At 39.4% G+C, this 18,632-nt stretch carries 17 protein-coding genes; 7 read left to right on the top strand and 10 right to left on the bottom strand.

All coding sequences use genetic code 11. The features are described from left to right. Nucleotides 1-84: 84 nt before the first annotated feature. Together NSMS1_RS28465 and NSMS1_RS28460 are read right to left on the bottom strand one after the other, a co-directional pair. Nucleotides 85-267 (bottom strand): hypothetical protein, encoded by a 183-nt coding sequence (locus NSMS1_RS28465; RefSeq protein WP_224087978.1) that lies wholly within the window; start codon nucleotides 265-267, stop codon nucleotides 85-87. A 9-nt stretch (nucleotides 268-276) separates the two neighbouring features. Next, nucleotides 277-852, bottom strand: coding sequence for a hypothetical protein (locus NSMS1_RS28460; protein ID WP_224087977.1), 576 nt, complete (start codon nucleotides 850-852; stop codon nucleotides 277-279). Nucleotides 853-1,162: 310 nt separating this feature from the next. Here NSMS1_RS28460 and NSMS1_RS28455 point away from each other — a divergent pair, with 310 nt between their 5' ends. Beyond that, nucleotides 1,163-1,654, top strand: coding sequence for a PepSY domain-containing protein (locus NSMS1_RS28455; RefSeq protein WP_224087976.1), 492 nt, complete (start codon nucleotides 1,163-1,165; stop codon nucleotides 1,652-1,654). Between the two features lie 88 nt (nucleotides 1,655-1,742). Here NSMS1_RS28455 and NSMS1_RS28450 read toward each other — a convergent pair whose 3' ends face one another. After that, complete coding sequence (locus NSMS1_RS28450; RefSeq protein WP_224087975.1) at nucleotides 1,743-2,981, bottom strand: ATP-binding protein; 1,239 nt, start codon at nucleotides 2,979-2,981, stop codon at nucleotides 1,743-1,745. A gap of 95 nt (nucleotides 2,982-3,076) precedes the next feature. Next, a complete protein-coding gene (locus tag NSMS1_RS28445) occupies nucleotides 3,077-3,751 on the bottom strand; it encodes a response regulator transcription factor (protein ID WP_224087974.1) in 675 nt (224 codons plus the stop codon). Between the two features lie 747 nt (nucleotides 3,752-4,498). Between NSMS1_RS28445 and NSMS1_RS28440 the strand changes: the two genes are divergently transcribed. Beyond that, entirely contained in the window at nucleotides 4,499-4,762 is a 264-nt protein-coding gene (locus tag NSMS1_RS28440; RefSeq protein ID WP_224087973.1) for a ferredoxin-thioredoxin reductase variable chain, read from the top strand. A gap of 5 nt (nucleotides 4,763-4,767) precedes the next feature. Here NSMS1_RS28440 and NSMS1_RS28435 read toward each other — a convergent pair whose 3' ends face one another. Beyond that, nucleotides 4,768-4,998: a hypothetical protein gene (locus NSMS1_RS28435; RefSeq protein WP_224095378.1), complete on the bottom strand. Its 231-nt coding sequence runs from the start codon at nucleotides 4,996-4,998 to the stop codon at nucleotides 4,768-4,770. 110 nt (nucleotides 4,999-5,108) lie between these two features. After that, entirely contained in the window at nucleotides 5,109-5,900 is a 792-nt protein-coding gene (locus tag NSMS1_RS28430) for a YdcF family protein (protein WP_224087972.1), read from the bottom strand. 101 nt (nucleotides 5,901-6,001) lie between these two features. Between NSMS1_RS28430 and NSMS1_RS28425 the strand changes: the two genes are divergently transcribed. Beyond that, nucleotides 6,002-6,859: an HIT family protein gene (locus tag NSMS1_RS28425; protein WP_224087971.1), complete on the top strand. Its 858-nt coding sequence runs from the start codon at nucleotides 6,002-6,004 to the stop codon at nucleotides 6,857-6,859. Between the two features lie 302 nt (nucleotides 6,860-7,161). On the opposite strand, the gene NSMS1_RS28420 is transcribed toward NSMS1_RS28425, so the two are convergent. The 4 genes from NSMS1_RS28420 to NSMS1_RS28405 form a co-directional block, all read right to left on the bottom strand. Then, nucleotides 7,162-7,608, bottom strand: coding sequence for an acyl-CoA thioesterase (locus NSMS1_RS28420; RefSeq protein ID WP_224087970.1), 447 nt, complete (start codon nucleotides 7,606-7,608; stop codon nucleotides 7,162-7,164). A gap of 151 nt (nucleotides 7,609-7,759) precedes the next feature. Next, nucleotides 7,760-8,848, bottom strand: coding sequence for a T3SS effector HopA1 family protein (locus NSMS1_RS28415; protein WP_224087969.1), 1,089 nt, complete (start codon nucleotides 8,846-8,848; stop codon nucleotides 7,760-7,762). A gap of 101 nt (nucleotides 8,849-8,949) precedes the next feature. Then, nucleotides 8,950-10,185: a phosphotransferase family protein gene (locus NSMS1_RS28410; protein ID WP_224087968.1), complete on the bottom strand. Its 1,236-nt coding sequence runs from the start codon at nucleotides 10,183-10,185 to the stop codon at nucleotides 8,950-8,952. A gap of 883 nt (nucleotides 10,186-11,068) precedes the next feature. Further along, nucleotides 11,069-11,386: a TMEM14 family protein gene (locus NSMS1_RS28405; protein ID WP_224087967.1), complete on the bottom strand. Its 318-nt coding sequence runs from the start codon at nucleotides 11,384-11,386 to the stop codon at nucleotides 11,069-11,071. Between the two features lie 90 nt (nucleotides 11,387-11,476). Here NSMS1_RS28405 and NSMS1_RS28400 point away from each other — a divergent pair, with 90 nt between their 5' ends. From NSMS1_RS28400 to NSMS1_RS28385, 4 genes are all read left to right on the top strand, one after another. Continuing rightward, entirely contained in the window at nucleotides 11,477-12,808 is a 1,332-nt protein-coding gene (locus tag NSMS1_RS28400) for an ATP-binding protein (RefSeq protein WP_224087966.1), read from the top strand. Between the two features lie 153 nt (nucleotides 12,809-12,961). Further along, nucleotides 12,962-14,248 carry a tellurite resistance TerB C-terminal domain-containing protein gene (locus NSMS1_RS28395; protein ID WP_224095377.1) on the top strand — a complete coding sequence of 429 codons (1,287 nt, stop codon included), beginning with the start codon at nucleotides 12,962-12,964 and terminating at the stop codon, nucleotides 14,246-14,248. Nucleotides 14,249-14,336: 88 nt separating this feature from the next. Next, complete coding sequence (locus tag NSMS1_RS28390) at nucleotides 14,337-15,665, top strand: ATP-binding protein (protein ID WP_224087965.1); 1,329 nt, start codon at nucleotides 14,337-14,339, stop codon at nucleotides 15,663-15,665. Between the two features lie 14 nt (nucleotides 15,666-15,679). Beyond that, nucleotides 15,680-18,628, top strand: coding sequence for a PAS domain-containing protein (locus NSMS1_RS28385; protein WP_224087964.1), 2,949 nt, complete (start codon nucleotides 15,680-15,682; stop codon nucleotides 18,626-18,628). Nucleotides 18,629-18,632: the final 4 nt, after the last annotated feature.

The raw sequence follows: 18,632 nt of genomic DNA, 5'->3' as shown, positions 1-18,632 counted from the left end.
GATGAGTCAGGCGATCGCAAATTGCTAATCAAATCGCCGCTTCACAAACATAAATATGTCCAAGTTCTCGAAAGCGATCAATAATCAATTTTCTCGGTCAATCGGCAGTAAGCCTGGTTTCTTTCGCTTAAGGCTTAAGTAAATCACTAGGCTGATGATTATAGACAGAAAAAGCACACTCGTTCCAACAGTACCATAGCCAAAACCTCTATTTTTAGTAGGTTGGGATAGTAAATCACCTATCGAGGCTCCAAGTGGACGAGTCAAGATGTAAGCTCACCAGAATGCCAAAACTGCATTTATTCTCAAGTAATAATAACCGCTAGTTATGATTGCAATTGCCGCCCCAAATACTAATGCTGATTGTGCATAACCTAATCCCGAAGTCTCGGCTAAAAGGTCTCCCGTTGAAGTACCCAAGGCAAATGTCAGTAAAATAGCTATCCAGTACAAAATTTCTCTTTTAGCTGTGTTGATCGAGTGCATGGCTAATGTCTTTTCGCTGAAATACCAAAATGCAAAAACTGCCAACAAGACACAACTAAAAACTATGGTAGTTGTCACCAAACTCACTCCAAAATCATCTACCAATTTATCAGTAATTAATGTACCGACAATACTTATCAAAACAACCACCAACCAGTAACTAAATGGAACATATCGCTTCAGTCTAAACTGATTTAAAAGCGCAATCAGCAATAAGCCTGTCATAATATATGATGTAACGCTTAACCTTGGTTTAAGCGTTATTGATAAAAAATCAGCCGCAGTTTCTCCTACCGTAGTTGCCAGAATTTTAATAATCCAGAAGTAAATTGTCACCACTGGAACTCTGTTTAAAATCTTATCCATGATATTTATATTTTTGATTTTTTGTGGAAATGAAATTAGAGAATATGCCAGCTATTTTTATAGCCTGGATTGCTTACTAAAATATTGACTGATTATAGTTTACACAGCAAAAGTCAAGAAAAAGTCAAGATTTGGTTTTAAGCGAGGTTGATTCCTGATAAATAGACTTACAATTGCTAAAATCCCTAATTAAAAGTGAATCATGATATCTAATATTTAATTTGTACAACTCAATTGAATCTTGACTATTTCTGGACTTTTATTACCTACTGTGAAGATACAAACCCTGAATTAAAGAGATTCTACAAGTATGAAAACTTCCACGAAAATCATTTTGTCAGCAGCTTTTGTTGGTACGTTGAGCTTTGCTGGATTGTCGAGAGTTGTAGGAGCTAAACAACCCCAATCTTCAGTAGCAATTGTACGTCAGCATCATATTGCTACCCAAGTTGCCGAAGCCAGTGATGGAGATGGTGAAACAAACGACGATACACAAGAACAGCAAGAAGCAGCAAAACTGCAACCACTAGCTAAAATTACAGCAAAACAAGCACAGCAACTAGCTGAAGCATCTGTAGGAGGTAAGGCGAAAAGTGTCAAACTCGAAAATGAAAATGGCAGTTTAGTTTACTCTGTAAAAATTGGTCAGCAAGATGTGAAAGTTGATGCTGGTAATGGCAAGGTTTTATATACCGAAAATGACAATCAAGAAGATGAAAAAAATGAAGCGACTCGTCCCAAGAGTAGTATTCAAGTTCCATATACTGCTGATGGCGATCGCGAAACTAATGATGATAAGTAAATCAGCAGTTTAATTAAATAAAACTGTTGTAGCACATACTAGCTAAACATCTAATATGGTGATTGATCAAGTTAAACTTGATCAATCCTTAATTTATAGAAGCTGGTAAACGGACGTTGAAACAACTACCAACTCCTAATTGACTTGTAACAGTAATTAATCCACCGTGATTTTGCGCGATCGCTTGAGTGATCGCCAATCCCAAACCAGAACCACCAGAATTATAAGAACGTGATTTATCTGCTCGCCAAAAACGCTCAAAAACCTTGTCGATATGCTCTGGTGCAATTCCCACGCCCGTATCTTGCACTTTGACATAAACCTGAGAACTAACACGAGTGGTTTTAATTTCAACTACGCCTCCTAATGGTGTGTAATGGATTGCGTTTTCAATTAAATTAGAAAATAGCCGTGTCAGTTGGACTGCATCACCCAGCATGTGAAGATTATCTGTTAACTCACAGATCAAATTAATATGCTTGGCTTGGGCTTGGGGTTTATAAAGTAGCACTAAGTTTTCCAAGATAGACGTTAAATTGAGACTATCCCAATTCCCATTTGGCACTTTCTCGTTACGCGCCAAGAATAGTAAGTCTTCTGTGAGACGAGTCATCTGGTTAGTAGCACTAGCGATCGCCTGAAACTTTTCTGCATCTTTTGGCCCGATTTCCATAGGATATTCTAACGGTAACTCAGCATTAATTTTGATTGCCATTAAAGGACTACGTAGTTCATGGGAAGCATCAGCAGTAAACTGTTTGAGCCTTTGAAAACTCTCCTCAATAGGTTGTATCGCTTGACGAGTTAGGAAAATGCCACCAATCCCACTAAGAACCAAAGTTATAAGAATTCCACCGCCTAATCCCCAGTCTAATTTTTTGAGAGTTTCATCAAATTCTTCTAAAGATTGACTCACCCTCACATACCCAACCAACTGATTATTGTCACTATCCATAATTGGTATAGTTGCAGCTTGGATACGAACTTTGCCGCTCTGAACTTGTACTATTTTGCTTGGTAATAATGGTGAGTTTAAGACAGTTTTTCCTTGTTGAGTAACTAAATGGCCTTGAGTATCAAACCACTGTAATGCTTGATGACGAGCAATTAGGTCTTGTGGACGAAAGTCACTCTCAACTTTAAGGCGACCTGCATCAAATTCTACATTTGCAGCTGCACCTTGTCCTATAGCTGTGAGTTTATCTTTAATTTGTTGAGTCAGACTATGAGCGAAAACAATTCGGACTGCGAGCGCAAATATTCCTAGCAGTGATGCAAAAACTACCAAGTAAGACAACAATAAACGATATCGAATTTTTTGAAACACATTCTTATGGCTAGTAAATAATTGGTTATTAACTAAAATTCCTGGTGATACACATATAAGTAATGATTGATACCAATATTTTTAATTAAGCTATTTTACTGATGTCGTAAACGATAACCAATGCCATAAACATTTTCAATCAAGTCTTCTGAAATTCCAGCAGCTTTGAGTTTATTCCGCAAATTTGTAATATGAGTTTTGATACTTCCTTCCCCCGAATATTTATCAAGTTCCCACAGTTTGTCAAAGATTGCTGAACGAGTCACAACTTGATTTGGGTGTCTCAAAAAATATTCTAATATCATGTATTCTTTAGGTGTTAATGACAGAATATTCCCTGCATAAGTAACCTGTTGGCTGCCCGGATCTATTTGCAAATCACCGTGGATCAAAATTGATGGGCGAATCTCTGGAGTTCTTCGAGCTAAAGCCCTGATGCGTGCTGCTAACTCTTTTAAGTCAAATGGTTTAACCAAGTAATCATCAGCACCAGCATCAAGTCCAATAATTTTATCGCTTGTTGTATCTCGTGCTGTCAGCATTAAAATCAGAACATTGGATGAAGCAGCACGTAAACGCTCACACAGAGTGATGCCATCTAATTTAGGAAGCATTAAATCTAATAAGATTAACTCATATAATCCTGATTGCGACCATTCCCACCCCTCAAGCCCATCGGGTGTGATATCTACAATATGGTGTTGTCGCCTTAAATATTCGGCTAACGGTTTAGCAATGCGATCGTCATCTTCGACTATCAAAATCCTCATAATGCTCAATCTCTAAACTTATTAGGGCTTGGTAACATTGAGTTACATTCGCCAACAATATCCGTAGGGTGGGAGATGGGGGAGATGAGCTACAGTGTACACACAAGTCTTGAAATCCTACCTAAAACTTGGTTTCATCGCCCTATTCCTAAAATTAGAGGGATAATTGAAGTTTCCAGTTGCCCAAAATTTGGGCATTTATGGGGGCTAAAAGAGTTGAAACCTTTGCTGCCTATACTTGTGTGTACGCGGTAGGGAAGATGAGGGAGTAGGGGGAGAGTTTCTATCCACACAGTCAACTGACTTGATGACTAATGACTAATGACTATTTATTGTAGAATTAATTCTGTTGTTCAAGCGTACAGCAAAAGCAAAGCGGGTTTCGACTTACTTGTGAGTATATCCTGACTCGCAAATGTTCTTTTGAGATACCTGTGAGCGTGGACAAGTGTGTTCAAGAAACACAAGCAGCAAATTTTCCAGCCAATAAGTTTACTATTTGGCAAAAATTATTGCTTGATGTTTTTGCTTAGTTGCCGGGATTAGGAACAACTTAGTTTTCCTAACTACTTGTCAATATATAGTCTACTCAGAAATTCTGATTTTGCTGACTAATTGCGCTAAGAGCCTGCATAGGCAGGCTTTGTTTGTATAGAGGTTACAGAAGTTTTAAGGGAGCGTCTGTAAGTATTAAGTGCTATGGGAGTTGTTGTCAACAATACTTTTTGTCAAAAAGTTCAGTGAGGGATGGCTGTGGAAATACTTGTCGAAAAAGGTGTGAATGTTGTTATGAAAGCAGGCGATCGCGTTCGTGTCAAAGAATCGGTAGTAGTTTACCATCATCCTGAACATCGGGGTCAGGCTTTTGACCTCAAAGCCTCAGAAGGCGAAATTGTGGAGATTGTCACCCAATGGCAAGGTAGACCTGTTAGTGCTAACCTGCCTTTTCTTGTCCAGTTTAGTAAGAAGTTTAAAGCTCACCTACGGGAAAATGAGTTAGAAGTTATCTAAAGTATCTACATTTTTGAGGAGCGGCGGAACCACGAGAAAATATTCACTTCGCCGCGCATTCTTTCAAGCTCCCGACGGTTCTGCTCGGCAGTTTCGTAATACCATTGACAATACTGCTCAAACTCAGAACGTTTTTGCACTTCATAATAAAACTGATGAGTCGTCTGATAAACCGCAAAAGTTTCTTCAGCTTGCGGCTGGGGAGCAGGTAGGATATAGGGTAAGTTTTCTCGCATAGTTTTGGGGAGTAGGGAGTGGGGAGTGGGGAGTAGGGGGAGATGAGGAAGATGAGGGGGAAAGGAAGAAGCCTTTAACCACTGACAACTGACAACTGTCAACTGAAAAATTACACCCAGCCACGTAACCAATAAATAAAGCTACCAACGTATTCTTTTAAGGCGTAGGTGAATAAGTGTAAGTTGTAAGTATCGGGTAATAAATTCAATATAGCGGCTTTGGGGGTGTTACCCAGTTCTTGTAGGTCGCCTTCACTTACCAAAAAGTCCGTAGGTGCGGGAATAACATCTATACCCTGACGCTGGAAAATTTTGAGCGATCGCGGCATGTGTAATGCTGATGTTACCAGTAATACTTTGCGAATACGACGAGTTTCGAGAATTTTCTTGACATTTACGGCATTTTGATGTGTGTTAAGTGAGTCTGGTTCTTGAATCAATGCTTCAGTCGGGATACCAAGGGAAGTAAGGATATTAGCCATATCTGCTGATTCTGGTGAACCGCTTCCGCGCCAATCAATGCGGCCGCCACTGAGAACAATGAACGGGGCTTTGTTTTGGCGGTATAATTGAGCAGCGTAGATGACGCGATCGCCTTGTTCGCTTAAGTCAGGCATCATCCTTGGTGGAGAGGGTGACTTAGTTCCACCACCTAATACTACGATAGCTTCCGCATTGGGTAATTGTGCGGGGGGGAGATTTTGCCATTCTAGCGATCGCACTAAGTATTTAGACACCCAGGCGTTACTACACAATAATAATAAAGTTAAAGACAAAGCTATAGCTGTAGTCGCTATCCGTGGACGTTTGTGTAAAGTTACCAGTGCTACAACTAAACCGACACTGGCTAACCCCAAAGGATAGAAAAACAGTGGCAGTAATTTAGATAGATATAAAAACATATTTATTACCGTAGAATTGGCGATGACCTCCGGTCGGTCGTAGACCATCGCGGTGTGAGTTTTTGCTGTGTTAAGACAATACAGATGAATCTCAGATTTCCATGAAACAGCAAAAAAATCAATTTAGCCATCTCACTGCGATCGACAGAACTTATTTATCATTTCCTGCACAGTTTCTACTCAATCAGAATTTATTACAAGGTAAAATCTTAGATTTTGGTTGTGGCTTTGGTAATGACGTTAAAATTTTGGCTCAAAAAGGCTTAGATATTACAGGTTATGACCCTTATTATTTCTCTCAACATCCTCAAAATAAATTTGACACTATAATTTGCTCTTATGTTTTAAATGTTTTATTCCCTGAAGAACAAGCTAATGTTCTCATGGAAGTTTCTTACTTATTAAAACCAGGAGGTAAAGCTTATTATGTTGTCAGAAGGGATATAAAGAAAGAAGGCTTTCGGGAACATTATGTGCATAAAAAGCCTACATATCAATGTATTGTTAAACTTCCCTTCCACTCAATCTATGTAGACGAAAGCAGAGAAATATACCAATACTCCCATTACAATAATCAACGTAATTCATCTAATTACTGTATATTTTGCAATCCCCGCAAGAACTTAAACTTACTAACTGAGTCAGCAACAACTTACGCCATGTTTGATGGCTATCCCGTTAGTAAAGGACATATATTAGTTATTCCTAAACGCCACGTTAGTAATTATTTCGACTTACCATTAAAAGAACAATCTGCTTGCTGGCTAATGGTGAATAAAGTTCAACAATTTATCCAAGCAGAATTTGCACCAGATGGCTTTAATATAGGCATGAACATCAATAAAGCCGCCGGACAAAACATTATGCACGCCACTATTCATATCATTCCCCGCTACAAAGGAGATGCCATAGGCACTAAAAGCGGCATGAGAAACGTCATCCCCAAAACCAAACACTAGACCTCTTACACAAATAATTAAATACTCAAAATATATAACCTTAAGAGTTATTATTTCGCGTTCTTCTTTGCGTCTTAGCGCCTTTGCGTGAGCCTTAAAATAATCTTGTTAGCAACACCAAAGTATTTATGCAAGAGGTTTACTAAAACTACTCTCTGCGTTCCTCTGCATCAACCTCCCTCCGGGTTCACCAGTCGCCTGCGGTTCGCGTAAGCGTCTGTCTCCGACACGCTACGCGAACGTCAGAGAGGGAAACCATCCTACAGCGCTGGTTCACCGCGTACCTCCGCGTTTAAAACCTCCTAAATCACCTCTCTAGCCTTCCTCCTTTCCATCCCCTCCGTCTCCTTCCGAAAACTTTCCAACCACTGACTAATCTCCGCAGGTAATTCTTGCTTATTCCTACTACCAACATCAATACAAACGTGACGAGTGACTGCCTTAGCAACTAATACATCTACTAAGAAAATTTCATAATTAATCTCAAACCTTTCCGTACCTATTTTTTGTGGCGTTAAGCTAACTATGACTTGATCCCCACAATATAACGGACGGAAAAAATCAACATTAGCGTGAACAATAGGAAAACCCACTACAGGATTAGTAAAATAATCCTTGAGATTAATTCCTGATATTTTTAGAGATTCTTCGTAAGCTTCATGACAAATGCTGAGTGTATTAGCGAAATAAACCACTCCCGCCGCATCTGTATCTGAAAAGCGAATTGTTCGGTTATAAGTAAAAGGCATAGTTACAATTCAAAATTCAAAATTTAAAATTCAAAATTAAATACTAGTTCAGTCAGGTGTAGAAATAGATTAGTTAAGTTATTGAATTTAAACTAAAAAAAAGCAGACTGTAAGCCTGCTCTATAAAATAATATTACTGTGCAAGTAAACTTTATAGCTTTAAAGGTGAATATATATCCTTAGAGGTAGGGTTGAGATAAGGACGTTGTAAATCTATAGAATGGTGTTGAAAGTGTTGATTAATAGTCTTCATACGTTCTTCCACTGCATTCTTACCTTTTTGCCAAGCTTCTAACAAAGCATTAGCGACAATTTGACAACGGTTCATCCCAAAACTTTCTTGTGCGGCAAATTTTTGAGATGGTTCCTCTGCTAAACTCAACCCAGGTGCTAAAAACTTAGTAAATAAGGGTATTTCTGGACGAAAATAACCTTGATATTCTTTATACACAACTTGGAGAACTTTGTGAATTGCTGGATAGTCGTGATGTTCAAAGTAAAGTACGCCTGAGTCGTAGCGTCCGTAGGCACAAGGGTTGTAAAGGACTTGAAAGGTAAAAGGAATGGTGGTGGCGTTTAACTGCTGGGTTAAACTATCCATGAGAGCGATCGCACCAGCCGCACTAAAATTAAAATAGATTCTCCCCGTACCTAAATTAGCCTCTGGATGACTTATCTGTTCTTGTCCTACATCACTCACAGCTAAATAATAACCATTCTGTAAGCGATTATTAGGCATCCAAATTGCTACTGACTCGCCAACAGCCGCAGATTTTTTACCTGGTTTTAAATGGCAATCTGGTTCAATATATAAGGTTAAACCACCTTTAGTAACTGCCATACTACCATCAGGCTCTTTACGTAATACCTGCCAACTAGGGTCAAAATAACCTCTACCATGATTGTTAGCTTGCAGTTGTTCGTAAAATTCCCAATCAATACCAACAGTTGAATTTGTTGCTAAATTCTGTGGTACTGAGTAGTTAGCATCATTATCAAGTGTCAAATTATTTTGTAAGACACCGTTGTAATAAATTCCATATAAGAAATTACGCAACAGTAAGGCAAGATATTTATTTTGTAGGGCAACCGAGTTATGCTGAAATCTATCTGCTACTTTAGTTGGTAGAGCAAAAGGTTGATAACTGGGATGATCAATACAAAAGTTAGGCTTGATTTGGATATTGGTGGCAATATCCATTAGAGAATTAAGTAGTGGGTTAGCAGAAGAATCTAGCATCGCTCAATTCCAAGGTCAAAATTGATAGTTTAGAAAAACCCTACACAGAACAATTCGTAATTAAAAATTAATGGCTATTTGAATTGTTCAAAATACTTGCTTTAACAACCACGTAACCGAGTCTTTTCGTAATAAAGACGCACTAGCTGTTTTTCTTTTTCAGGTTGTGGTATCTGTTGAATTTTGGCTATGGGAGAAAGGATTTCTTCCTCCGAAATACCGAAAATACTCAGCACAGATTGTTCAGGCATAGTTAGGAAATCTTTGGCTACTTCCAACATATAAAGATGAGAATCATTAAATAATTTATATTTATTAATTTTGTCCTGAATTTGGTGGATTAAAGCCAAACCTGTAAACTTAATCACTCGCACCAAGAAATCAGGATGATATGTCAAAATCATCGGAAAGGCTTGTAAATAACCTTGTAACAAAGCCACTAATGATGGTTGAATTTCCTCTATTGGTGTCATTGCTAGTTGTAACGATTCTGTCAATTCTAGAGTAGGATCTAAAATTAAACTTTCCAGCCAAATTTCCAAATAACTAGCCAAAATAGTTCCTACATCAAAAGCGGGATCTCCCCATGTGCAAGCCTCCCAATCAATTAATCGCACAAGACAATTATCTAATTGGTTCCATCGGGAATGAATTAATATATTGTTGAGCTTGAGGTCGTTATGAGTTAAACAGCAAGCGTTCCACTCATAAGCCAAATCAGCGATCGCAGCTTCTAAACTCTCGTAACGCTGATAGAGAACATGAAATTTTAAGGCTTCAGTAGGAATATTACCAAAAATCGCTGGATCAAGGGAACCTATTCCTTGTGCTGGATTATAAAAATGATAGCGGAACTGACCTTGCGGTGCAGTTGCCATAAAATCGCGGTATTCTTTACCATGAAAGGTAGTCCGGTGTAAAGCTGCTAACGTCGTCCCAATAGCAGCCGCGATATCTATAGGAAAAATATTGCTGTTTTGATAATACTGACTTAAATCTAGGTATTCGCTTAAATAACTGCGGACGAGGATGGAATTTTCCTCATCAAAATGTACCACTAATGGCGCGATCGCCGAAATATTACCTAAAACTGGAAACTTTTGTAGTAATTGGTGAAATAGCCACTCATTAAACAATTCATGGATAATTCCCTCATTTTCTGTACCATGTTCTTGTTTAACTAGTAGCTTGTGATTATCTGCTACATCAACCACTAAATTATAATTCTTCTGATTAACTGACAAATTCAATACATCTAATTTGTCATCTTCCAAGCTACACATACCTACTGCTTGCAGATACCGAATAACATTTTGAGAAGACAGTGGTAATAACATGGATTATACCCTTATAAAATAGCTGAGATACTGACCTAATCTCAAGATTGGTTTAGTTTTAATCGTCTAGGTAGATAACAACAAGGTTGTAATTATCAATAATAATTGCTCTCATCTATAAATATCCTATCTCTCTGATCAATACCTGCCAAAATGGCAAAAACAACTTTATTTTTGCTTTAATTATTGATGTTTTAAATAACTAAACTTTAAAATCAAATTGTCACCTACCAGAAAGATTTATTTCAGCATATATAATTATTTTGTGATTTATGATGCTTTTTTACTAATAAATTTAATATTTTTACTCATGTTACTCTAATACTCTAAGTAACTACTTGAGGACATATAAATCAGTACTTATTTACTTCGGTGTATCTGTAAGAGGATGTTTTAAAATCATCGGCAACTACTTTTTAAACAATCGCTAAAAACAACGCATACCAAAATTTATATTACGCTGTTGAAATTTTTCACATGAGAAAGCTAACTTTACCTACTTCTCAAAAGTAAGTTTCAAGCAGAGTAATACAATAAAAAATGTAATAATTGTTACATTTAAACTCTAAAGTTTGTAACTTGATGAATTTGGCATAGGATATTATTTTTATTTATCATCACCATGCACAGCCAACCGGACACTTTAGCTAGATAAAATTTTTTTGCTAAATATCTAACTTATAGACGTATACTACGCTTGTATTTCACTACATAATTTTAGTAACTTACGACACACTTAATATACAAGCGTGTCACATTACATAATTCACATTTTAGTAATATAAATGTACTATATTAAACACTAACTAAAGTTAATGTCAGTTGTTACCCAAGGTTTAATACCTACCAAGTGGGCAAATTACCATAACTGACAAAAACAAAGTTATCGAGATACAAGTTGATTGACCAAAACAGCAAGTGCCAACATACCTAAAATAGTCATTAAACCAGCAGGCATAAACTTACGTGTTTTAGCTAATCTAATTGCAAAAACTATGACCAAAACGCCAGTGACAGCAGTTGCTAAAATTAGACCCCAACTATTGCCTTGGAGTTGTAAGTAAGCAGCAGCAAACAGTAGTAAACCGCTAATAATACCACTAAAGAGGGAAACTTGACTATTAGCCTGTTTGTAGCCAATAATGCCACCAACAACAGTTAACACACCATAGGCGATCGCAGCAATTATACTTAAATTCATTGTTAAACCTCAAGTAAATAAAACAGTCAACAGTCAACAGTCAACAAACTATGGACTAATGACTAATGACTAAATACAAATAACCCACCAATGTCAGCCAACAGTTCCCCCTATCCCCAAATACAATTTCTGCAACGCCAAGCAGCCTCACTCTTACTCTACCAATCAGTCTTGCAAACCGATGTCGGTATTGCTTTCCTCGAACTGTTACAAGCCATACGCTATGCTGAAGCTGATGCACGCAGCACTCTTCAAGCTTATGGCAATTACTTTCACGCTTTAGCTACCAGAAAACAAAATTGGGAAGACTATTTAATTTCGCAAATTTTGATTGCGGAAAACCCCTTCAGCAAACTTACCCAACAGCAAGACTTGGAAGCCATACCCCCAGCTTTAATTGCAGCCGCTAGACATGATTTACATGTTCTGCAAAGTCTACATGAATGTAACTGTGCTGTTTTGTGTGAGTGGGTGCAAGCAGTAGCCCATTTACCCATTTCTCCTGTCGTTTGGTACACAGAACAGGATGATTTGGGTTTGGAAGGAGGATCATTTTTTCATCACCTAGACAATTGGGCCGATGCAGTAGAAGAATTAGCCACCTATTATCAAAATTTCGGTACAGGTTTATTTGCCCAATACCACGCCTTGAGGTGGCAAGAAGGAGAATTTATTGGCATTCCTTACCCTGACCCAGTTAAACTAAGTTCACTTGTTGGTTACGACTCACAACAAGAGGCATTGTTAAAAAATACCCAATTCCTCTTAGCAGGACAAACAGCACTCCATGTATTACTTTACGGTAGTCGTGGGGCGGGAAAATCTTCTCTAGTCAAAGCCTTATTAAATGAATATAGTCATAGACAACTACGTTTATTAGAAGTAACAAAATCAGACCTAAAGGATTTACCTAAGATTGTGGAACAGTTACGCCCAGTGCCGCAAAAATTTATTATCTTTGTGGATGATTTGTCCTTTGAAGAAGATGATGATGCCTTCAAAGCACTGAAGGTTGTCTTAGAAGGTAACTTGACTGCCCGTCCACAGAACGTAGTTGTTTATGCTACCTCAAATCGCCGTCATTTAATCCGTGAGTTTTTTGCCGATAGACCAAGCCTGAAAAATAACGAAGAAGTCCATGCTTGGGACACAATGCAGGAAAAATTATCGTTTAGCGATCGCTTCGGTTTAACCCTCACCTTTGACGCTGCCGATCAAAATACATACCTACAAATTGTACGCCATCTAGCAGCCCAAGCCGAAATTGATATCAATCAAGCAGATTTAGAATATCAAGCCCTACAATGGGCAACACGCCATAATGGACGTTCTGGACGTACAGCAAGGCAATTTATCGATTTCCTCAAAGCAGACACAACATTATTTGGTACAAATAACAAGATTTCCGATACCCAATCATGAAAATAATTATTACTTGATTTTAATATTTCGTTACTTTTATCAAAATCTTATGTACAACAACTTACAACTAGAATCACTAACATCAAAATATGAGGAGTAATCATTGGCAAGGCTGCTCACTCAAACAAATTAACTACGCTAAAAATGAGCAATATGCAACCAGTAATAGTAAGTAATAGATTTATTTTAGGCATAATTGCCTTTAGTGTGAGTTTTGGCTTGAGTCTAGTTCCCAGATGGAATTTTGGTCAAGCTTTCTTGACAGGTGTAATTACAGTTATCGCTACTTACGCAGCAGCCTTATTTGTAGATAAGCGACGGAGAAATTATGAATTATTACTTTTAAATTCATTCCGTAAACGAATTAAAGAAACGGAAGGACTAAAATCTCGTTTAGCGAGGGAAATAGACCAACTAGAAACCCACCGTAACTTACTTTATAACGAGACAAAGCAACTACAAAATCAAATTTTAGACTGTCGTAATCAAAGAGATAGCTTGCATCGAGATTTAGGAGTTTTTGCTAGTCAAAGAAAACAGATAGAATCTGAGGTTAACAATTTAAAAAATACCATATATATTTTAGAACAAAATCAAGCAGAACTAAATAACGCCTTATCTACATTAGGAACAGAAAAACGCCGTATAGAAGCTAGTTTTCATAGTCAACGCGCCGAAATTGCCCAGTTACAAACTCAAATTGATGGACTGCAACAAGAAAAGCAAGAAATTGAGAGTAACATTACCCTATTAGGTAGAATCAAGCCGCAACTAGAAGAAAGGCTTTATGAATTAAGAATTACGATTCAAGATTTAGAAGCTGAGAAAGAAAAGCAAAATCAAATCTTGACAGATACCAGTAATGAAAAAGAAAGTTTAGCCGCTCATATTAGTTATTTACAAAGTCAAAAAACTGAACGCCACACCGAACTAGAACAAATACAAAACGAGATTTTACTTCTACAGCAAGAAAGAGATATTTTACAAAACCAAGTATGGGAACTCTTACAACAAGTAGAAACCGTTAACCAAGAATCCCTACCTGTAAATATAGAAGAACAAGCAGGCGAATTTTTCCCATTTACAGATATTATAGAAAATTTAGATACATTAAATTCTGAAAATGATAATATTAAATCTTTATCTGAAGAATGGCATACATTCTTTAGACAGTTACCCACATATGAAATTCAAGTCCTAAAAAGTATAGTAGAGCAAGATAATCCCAAACCATCTATTAAAAAAATAGCTGAAGCCAACATTACCATGCCAAATTTATTGATTGATTCTATCAATGAGCGGGCTAATGATACTATTGGTGAGCTAATTATTGAAACAGAATTAGAAGTGCCAAGAATTTATCCAGAACATATATTAAATGTCCGTAAAGTAATTGCTTTATATGAAAATTTAATGACTAAACAAGCTTCCTCCAACTAACTCTTATCTACGTGCATCCTCTTTTACTGGCGGTTAACTCTTCATCGATACATCTCATTCTAGATTGATATCAACTAAAGTAAAATACATGGCAAAGCTCAAAATCTCGAAAAAAACTTCAACTGCTTTAATCAACTCTTTAGGCGCGGGAGTAGTTCCCAGATTAGGATTAGAACATATAGCAGTTGGTCGAGAAAAAGAACTTCAAAGCCTATCACAAAACCTTGATGATATTAGCGAAGGTGTAGCAGCATTTCGCTTTATTATTGGCAACTATGGTTCAGGAAAAAGCTTTATGCTTCAGATGCTACGTAACCAAGCAATGGAACAAGGTTTTGTAGTTGCTGATGCTGATTTATCCTCGGAACGTCGCCTAGCTGGAAGTAATAACGAAGGTTTAGCCACCTATCGAGAATTGATGAGTCACCTTTCCACAAAAACTCGTCCTGATGGTGGTGCATTAGTCTCAATTTTAGAAGGATGGATTAATAAAATCCAGCAGGAAGTGGCTAAAGAAAGTAACCTCCGTCCTAATGATGATGGTTTTGACGACCAAGTAGAAGCCAAAATTAGAGAAGTTGTGCAGTATATAGAAGACTTAGTACATGGGTTTGATTTTGGTAGCATTATTATTGCCTATTGGCGTGGCTACCGCTTAGATGATGATGATTTAAAAAACTCAGCACTGCGTTGGTTACGGGGAGAATTTAACACTAAAACCGAAGCGAGAACAGCCTTGGGAGTTAGGGTAATTATTGATGATGATAGTTGGTATGACTATATTAAACTCTTAGCTAAATTTGTAGCTGAGATTGGTTATAAAGGACTGCTGATTTTAATGGATGAAGCAGTTAATCTTTACCAGATATCTACTACAGTTACTAGGGAAAAAAACTATAACCGACTGCTAGCAATGTTCAATGATACCATGCAGTGCAAAGCAGAACATTTAGGCATTGTGATTGGTGGAACTACTAAGTTTTTAGAAGACCCAAATCGCGGACTTTTCGCAGACCAAGCTTGGCGTAGGCGCACCAAAGAAAGCCGTTTTGTCACCCAGTCTGATATGCAAGAAGTTAACAGCCCAGTTATCCGCCTCAACCCTTTAACTGAAGCAGAAATTCTTTCACTGTTGCAAAGATTAAGCGAAATTCATGCCGCCCATTTTGGTTATGACAAGACTCTAACTAATAAAGAATTACAAGAATTTGTCAAAGAAATTGTCAGCCGATTAGGTGCAGAAGCCCTATTAACACCAGGGGAAATTGTCCGAGATTTTGTTAGTGTGTTGAATATCTTACATCACAATCCAACGATTAAATTTAGTGAGCTAATTCATGGCTCTAATTTTAAACCCACGGCTGCGGGTAAAGATATGAACGTAGATGAGGGTAATGCAGCTGAATTTAGTTTGTGATTTTCATGCAGTAAATGCGGGGGGCATTTGATATCCGTGCCAGTAAGCTGAACGATGGCTTTGTCGCATCTTGGCGCGAGATTACCGCAACTGTCATGCAGCAAAAGCAGGCTGAGGCAGCCATTGGACAACTCAATCGGGATTTGCTCAATCGAGTGGCGGAACTACAAACCCTACTAGACACTATTCCTGTGGGCATTGCGATCGCCTCTGACCCAAACTGTGCCACAGTTCAATGTAATGCCTACCTCCGGCAATTACTCGATGTGAGTCCTGGTGCGAATATTTCCAAGAGTGCGCCACCTCACGAACAGCCTGCTTACCGCGTTTTCCGCAACGAACAGGAAATTCCCGCCGACGATTTGCCTATGCAGGTTGCCGCCAGGCAGGGTGTAGATATGCGAGATATCGAATTTGATATTTTGCTACCTGATGGCACAGCACGCCAGTTATTAGCCTACGCCGCTCCCTTGCGGGGCGACAACGATGAACTGCGGGGGTCGGTAGGCGCTTTTTTAGATATCACCGAGCGTAACCAATTTACAGCCGCCCTCCAAGCTAGTCAACAACGTTATCAAAATCTGGCAGAAGCAATGCCGCAGATGGTTTGGACTGCCGATGCTACAGGAGCGGTGAATTACTGGAATCAACGCTGGTATGAATATAGCGGTTTGGGTGAAGCTGAATCAATGGGTTTGGCAGGAGTCAGCACAATTCACCCGGACTATCGCGATCGCACCTTAGAAAAGTGGGGTCAGTCTGTTAGTCGTGAAGAAGCCTTCGAGATGGAGTACCGGATTCGCCGATGGGATGGTGCTTATCACTGGTTCATCTCACGAGGAATACCCACAAAAGACCACCAAGGAAAAATTACAGGTTGGATTGGGACAATTACTGATATTGACCACCAAAAGCGGTTAGAAGAACAACTCCGCCTAGTCTTACAAGCAGTCGATGGGCTGATTTTTGACTTTGACCTGTTGACAAACGAGGTGTATCGTTCCGAGAAATTATTTGACCTCATCGGCGTTCACCCTCAAGATGCTCCACTCAGTGCCACCTGGTGGCGTGAACGGATTCATCCCGATGATATGGCTCGCTTGCAAGGAAAGTTACCCGAATTATTAGCCAGCCCAAATTACCTTTATGAAGCAGAATACCGGGTTCGCCATGAAGATGGGCATTGGGTAGATGTTTGGGAGCGGGGTTGTTTAGTTCGAGACGAGCAGGAGCAGGTGATTCGTGTTATCGGCTCAACAGTGGATATCAGCGAACGGCAAGCCGCGCTACGCGATCGCAAACAAGCCGAATTAGCCTTGCAAGAGCGTAATCAACATATCCAACTGTTGTACGAAACCAGCCGCGATTTACTCTCTTCTTTCCAACCCCTAGCCCTGGTGGACAGTATATTTAAAAAACTCCAGGATCTCATGGGGGTCGATGTTTACCTCAGCTACCTGCTGGATGAACAGCAACAGAAATTATATTTAACATTTTATGGCGGTATTTCCCAGGAAGTAGCTCAACAAATAGAATCGTTAGAAATAGGGAAAGCGATTTGTGGTACAGCCGCTCAACAGCGTTGCCAAATTGTCCAAGGAGATATCCAGCAATCAGATGATCCTAAATTGGCACTAGCGCGATCGCTAGGGCTAACTGCTTGTGCCAGCCAACCCTTAATTGCCCAAGGCAAGCTTTTTGGCACGTTGAGTTTTGGTAGCCTCAGCCGTACCCAATTTACCCCAGCCGAACAATCCCTATTTCAAGCTATTTGTGATCAAATTGCGATCGCCCTAGAGCGTTCCCAGCTACTCACCTCACTACAACAACAAACAGAAAAACTCACACGGGTAAATCGGATCAAAGATGAATTTCTGGCGGTTCTCTCCCACGAATTACGCTCCCCCCTCAACCCCATTTTGGGTTGGACAAGACTTTTGCAAAAGCAAAAGCTGACTCCGGCAAAAACGATTGAAGCCCTAGCCACAATTGAACGTAACGCCAAACTCCAGACCCAACTCATTGACGACTTACTAGATATTGCCAAGATTCTCCGGGGCAAACTCACCTTAGAAATAGCCTTCGTTGATTTAGTCTTTGTCATTGAAGCAGCGATTGATACTGTGAGGACATCTGCCCTAGCCAAAAACATCATCCTTCATCAAGTACTGCCACAAATTGGTCAGGTAGCCGGCGACGCAGTGCGACTCCAACAAGTAGTATGGAATCTCCTATCTAATGCCATTAAGTTCACTCCCCATAATGGCCGGGTGGATATTCGATTAGAGCGAGTCGGTGATCAAGCACAACTCACTGTCACAGACACAGGTAAAGGTATCAAATCCGACTTTTTACCTCATATTTTCGAGTCCTTCCGCCAAGAAGACGCTTCTACAACTCGCCAGTTCGGCGGATTGGGATTGGGTTTAGCGATTGTGCGTCAGTTGGTTGAAGCGCATGGCGGCACAATCACAGCAGACAGCCCAGGCGAAGGATTAGGGGCGACCTTTACACTACACTTGCCCTTGGCGAATGTTGAGCCAGAAGTCCCACGTTCAGCAGCAGTATTCGCTCAAGAAGCCGACCTCACCGGGATTCGCGTCCTAATTGTAGATGATGAACCCGATGCCCGTGAGCTAATAGCAGTTATGCTTACTCAGTACGGGGCGCAAACCATGACCGTCACCTCTGCCAAGGAAGTGCTGTCAACCCTAGAATCCTTTCAACCCAATATATTAGTCAGCGATATTGGTATGCCCGATATAGACGGTTACTCCCTAATTCGGCAAATCCGTACTTTACCTACGACAAAAGGCGGGCAAATTCCGGCGATCGCGCTCACCGCCTATGCTGGGGAGATTGATTCTCAGCAGGCAATAGCCGCCGGCTTTCAACAACATCTCACCAAACCCGTTGACCAAGAAATGTTAATCAAAGCGATCACTTATCTCTTACATCTATAATCTG

It is taken from the genome of Nostoc sp. MS1 (genome assembly GCF_019976755.1).
Taxonomy (GTDB): domain Bacteria; phylum Cyanobacteriota; class Cyanobacteriia; order Cyanobacteriales; family Nostocaceae; genus Trichormus.
The sequence above is the reverse complement of the archived record's forward strand: the minus strand, read 5'-3'. Positions and strand labels throughout refer to the sequence as shown.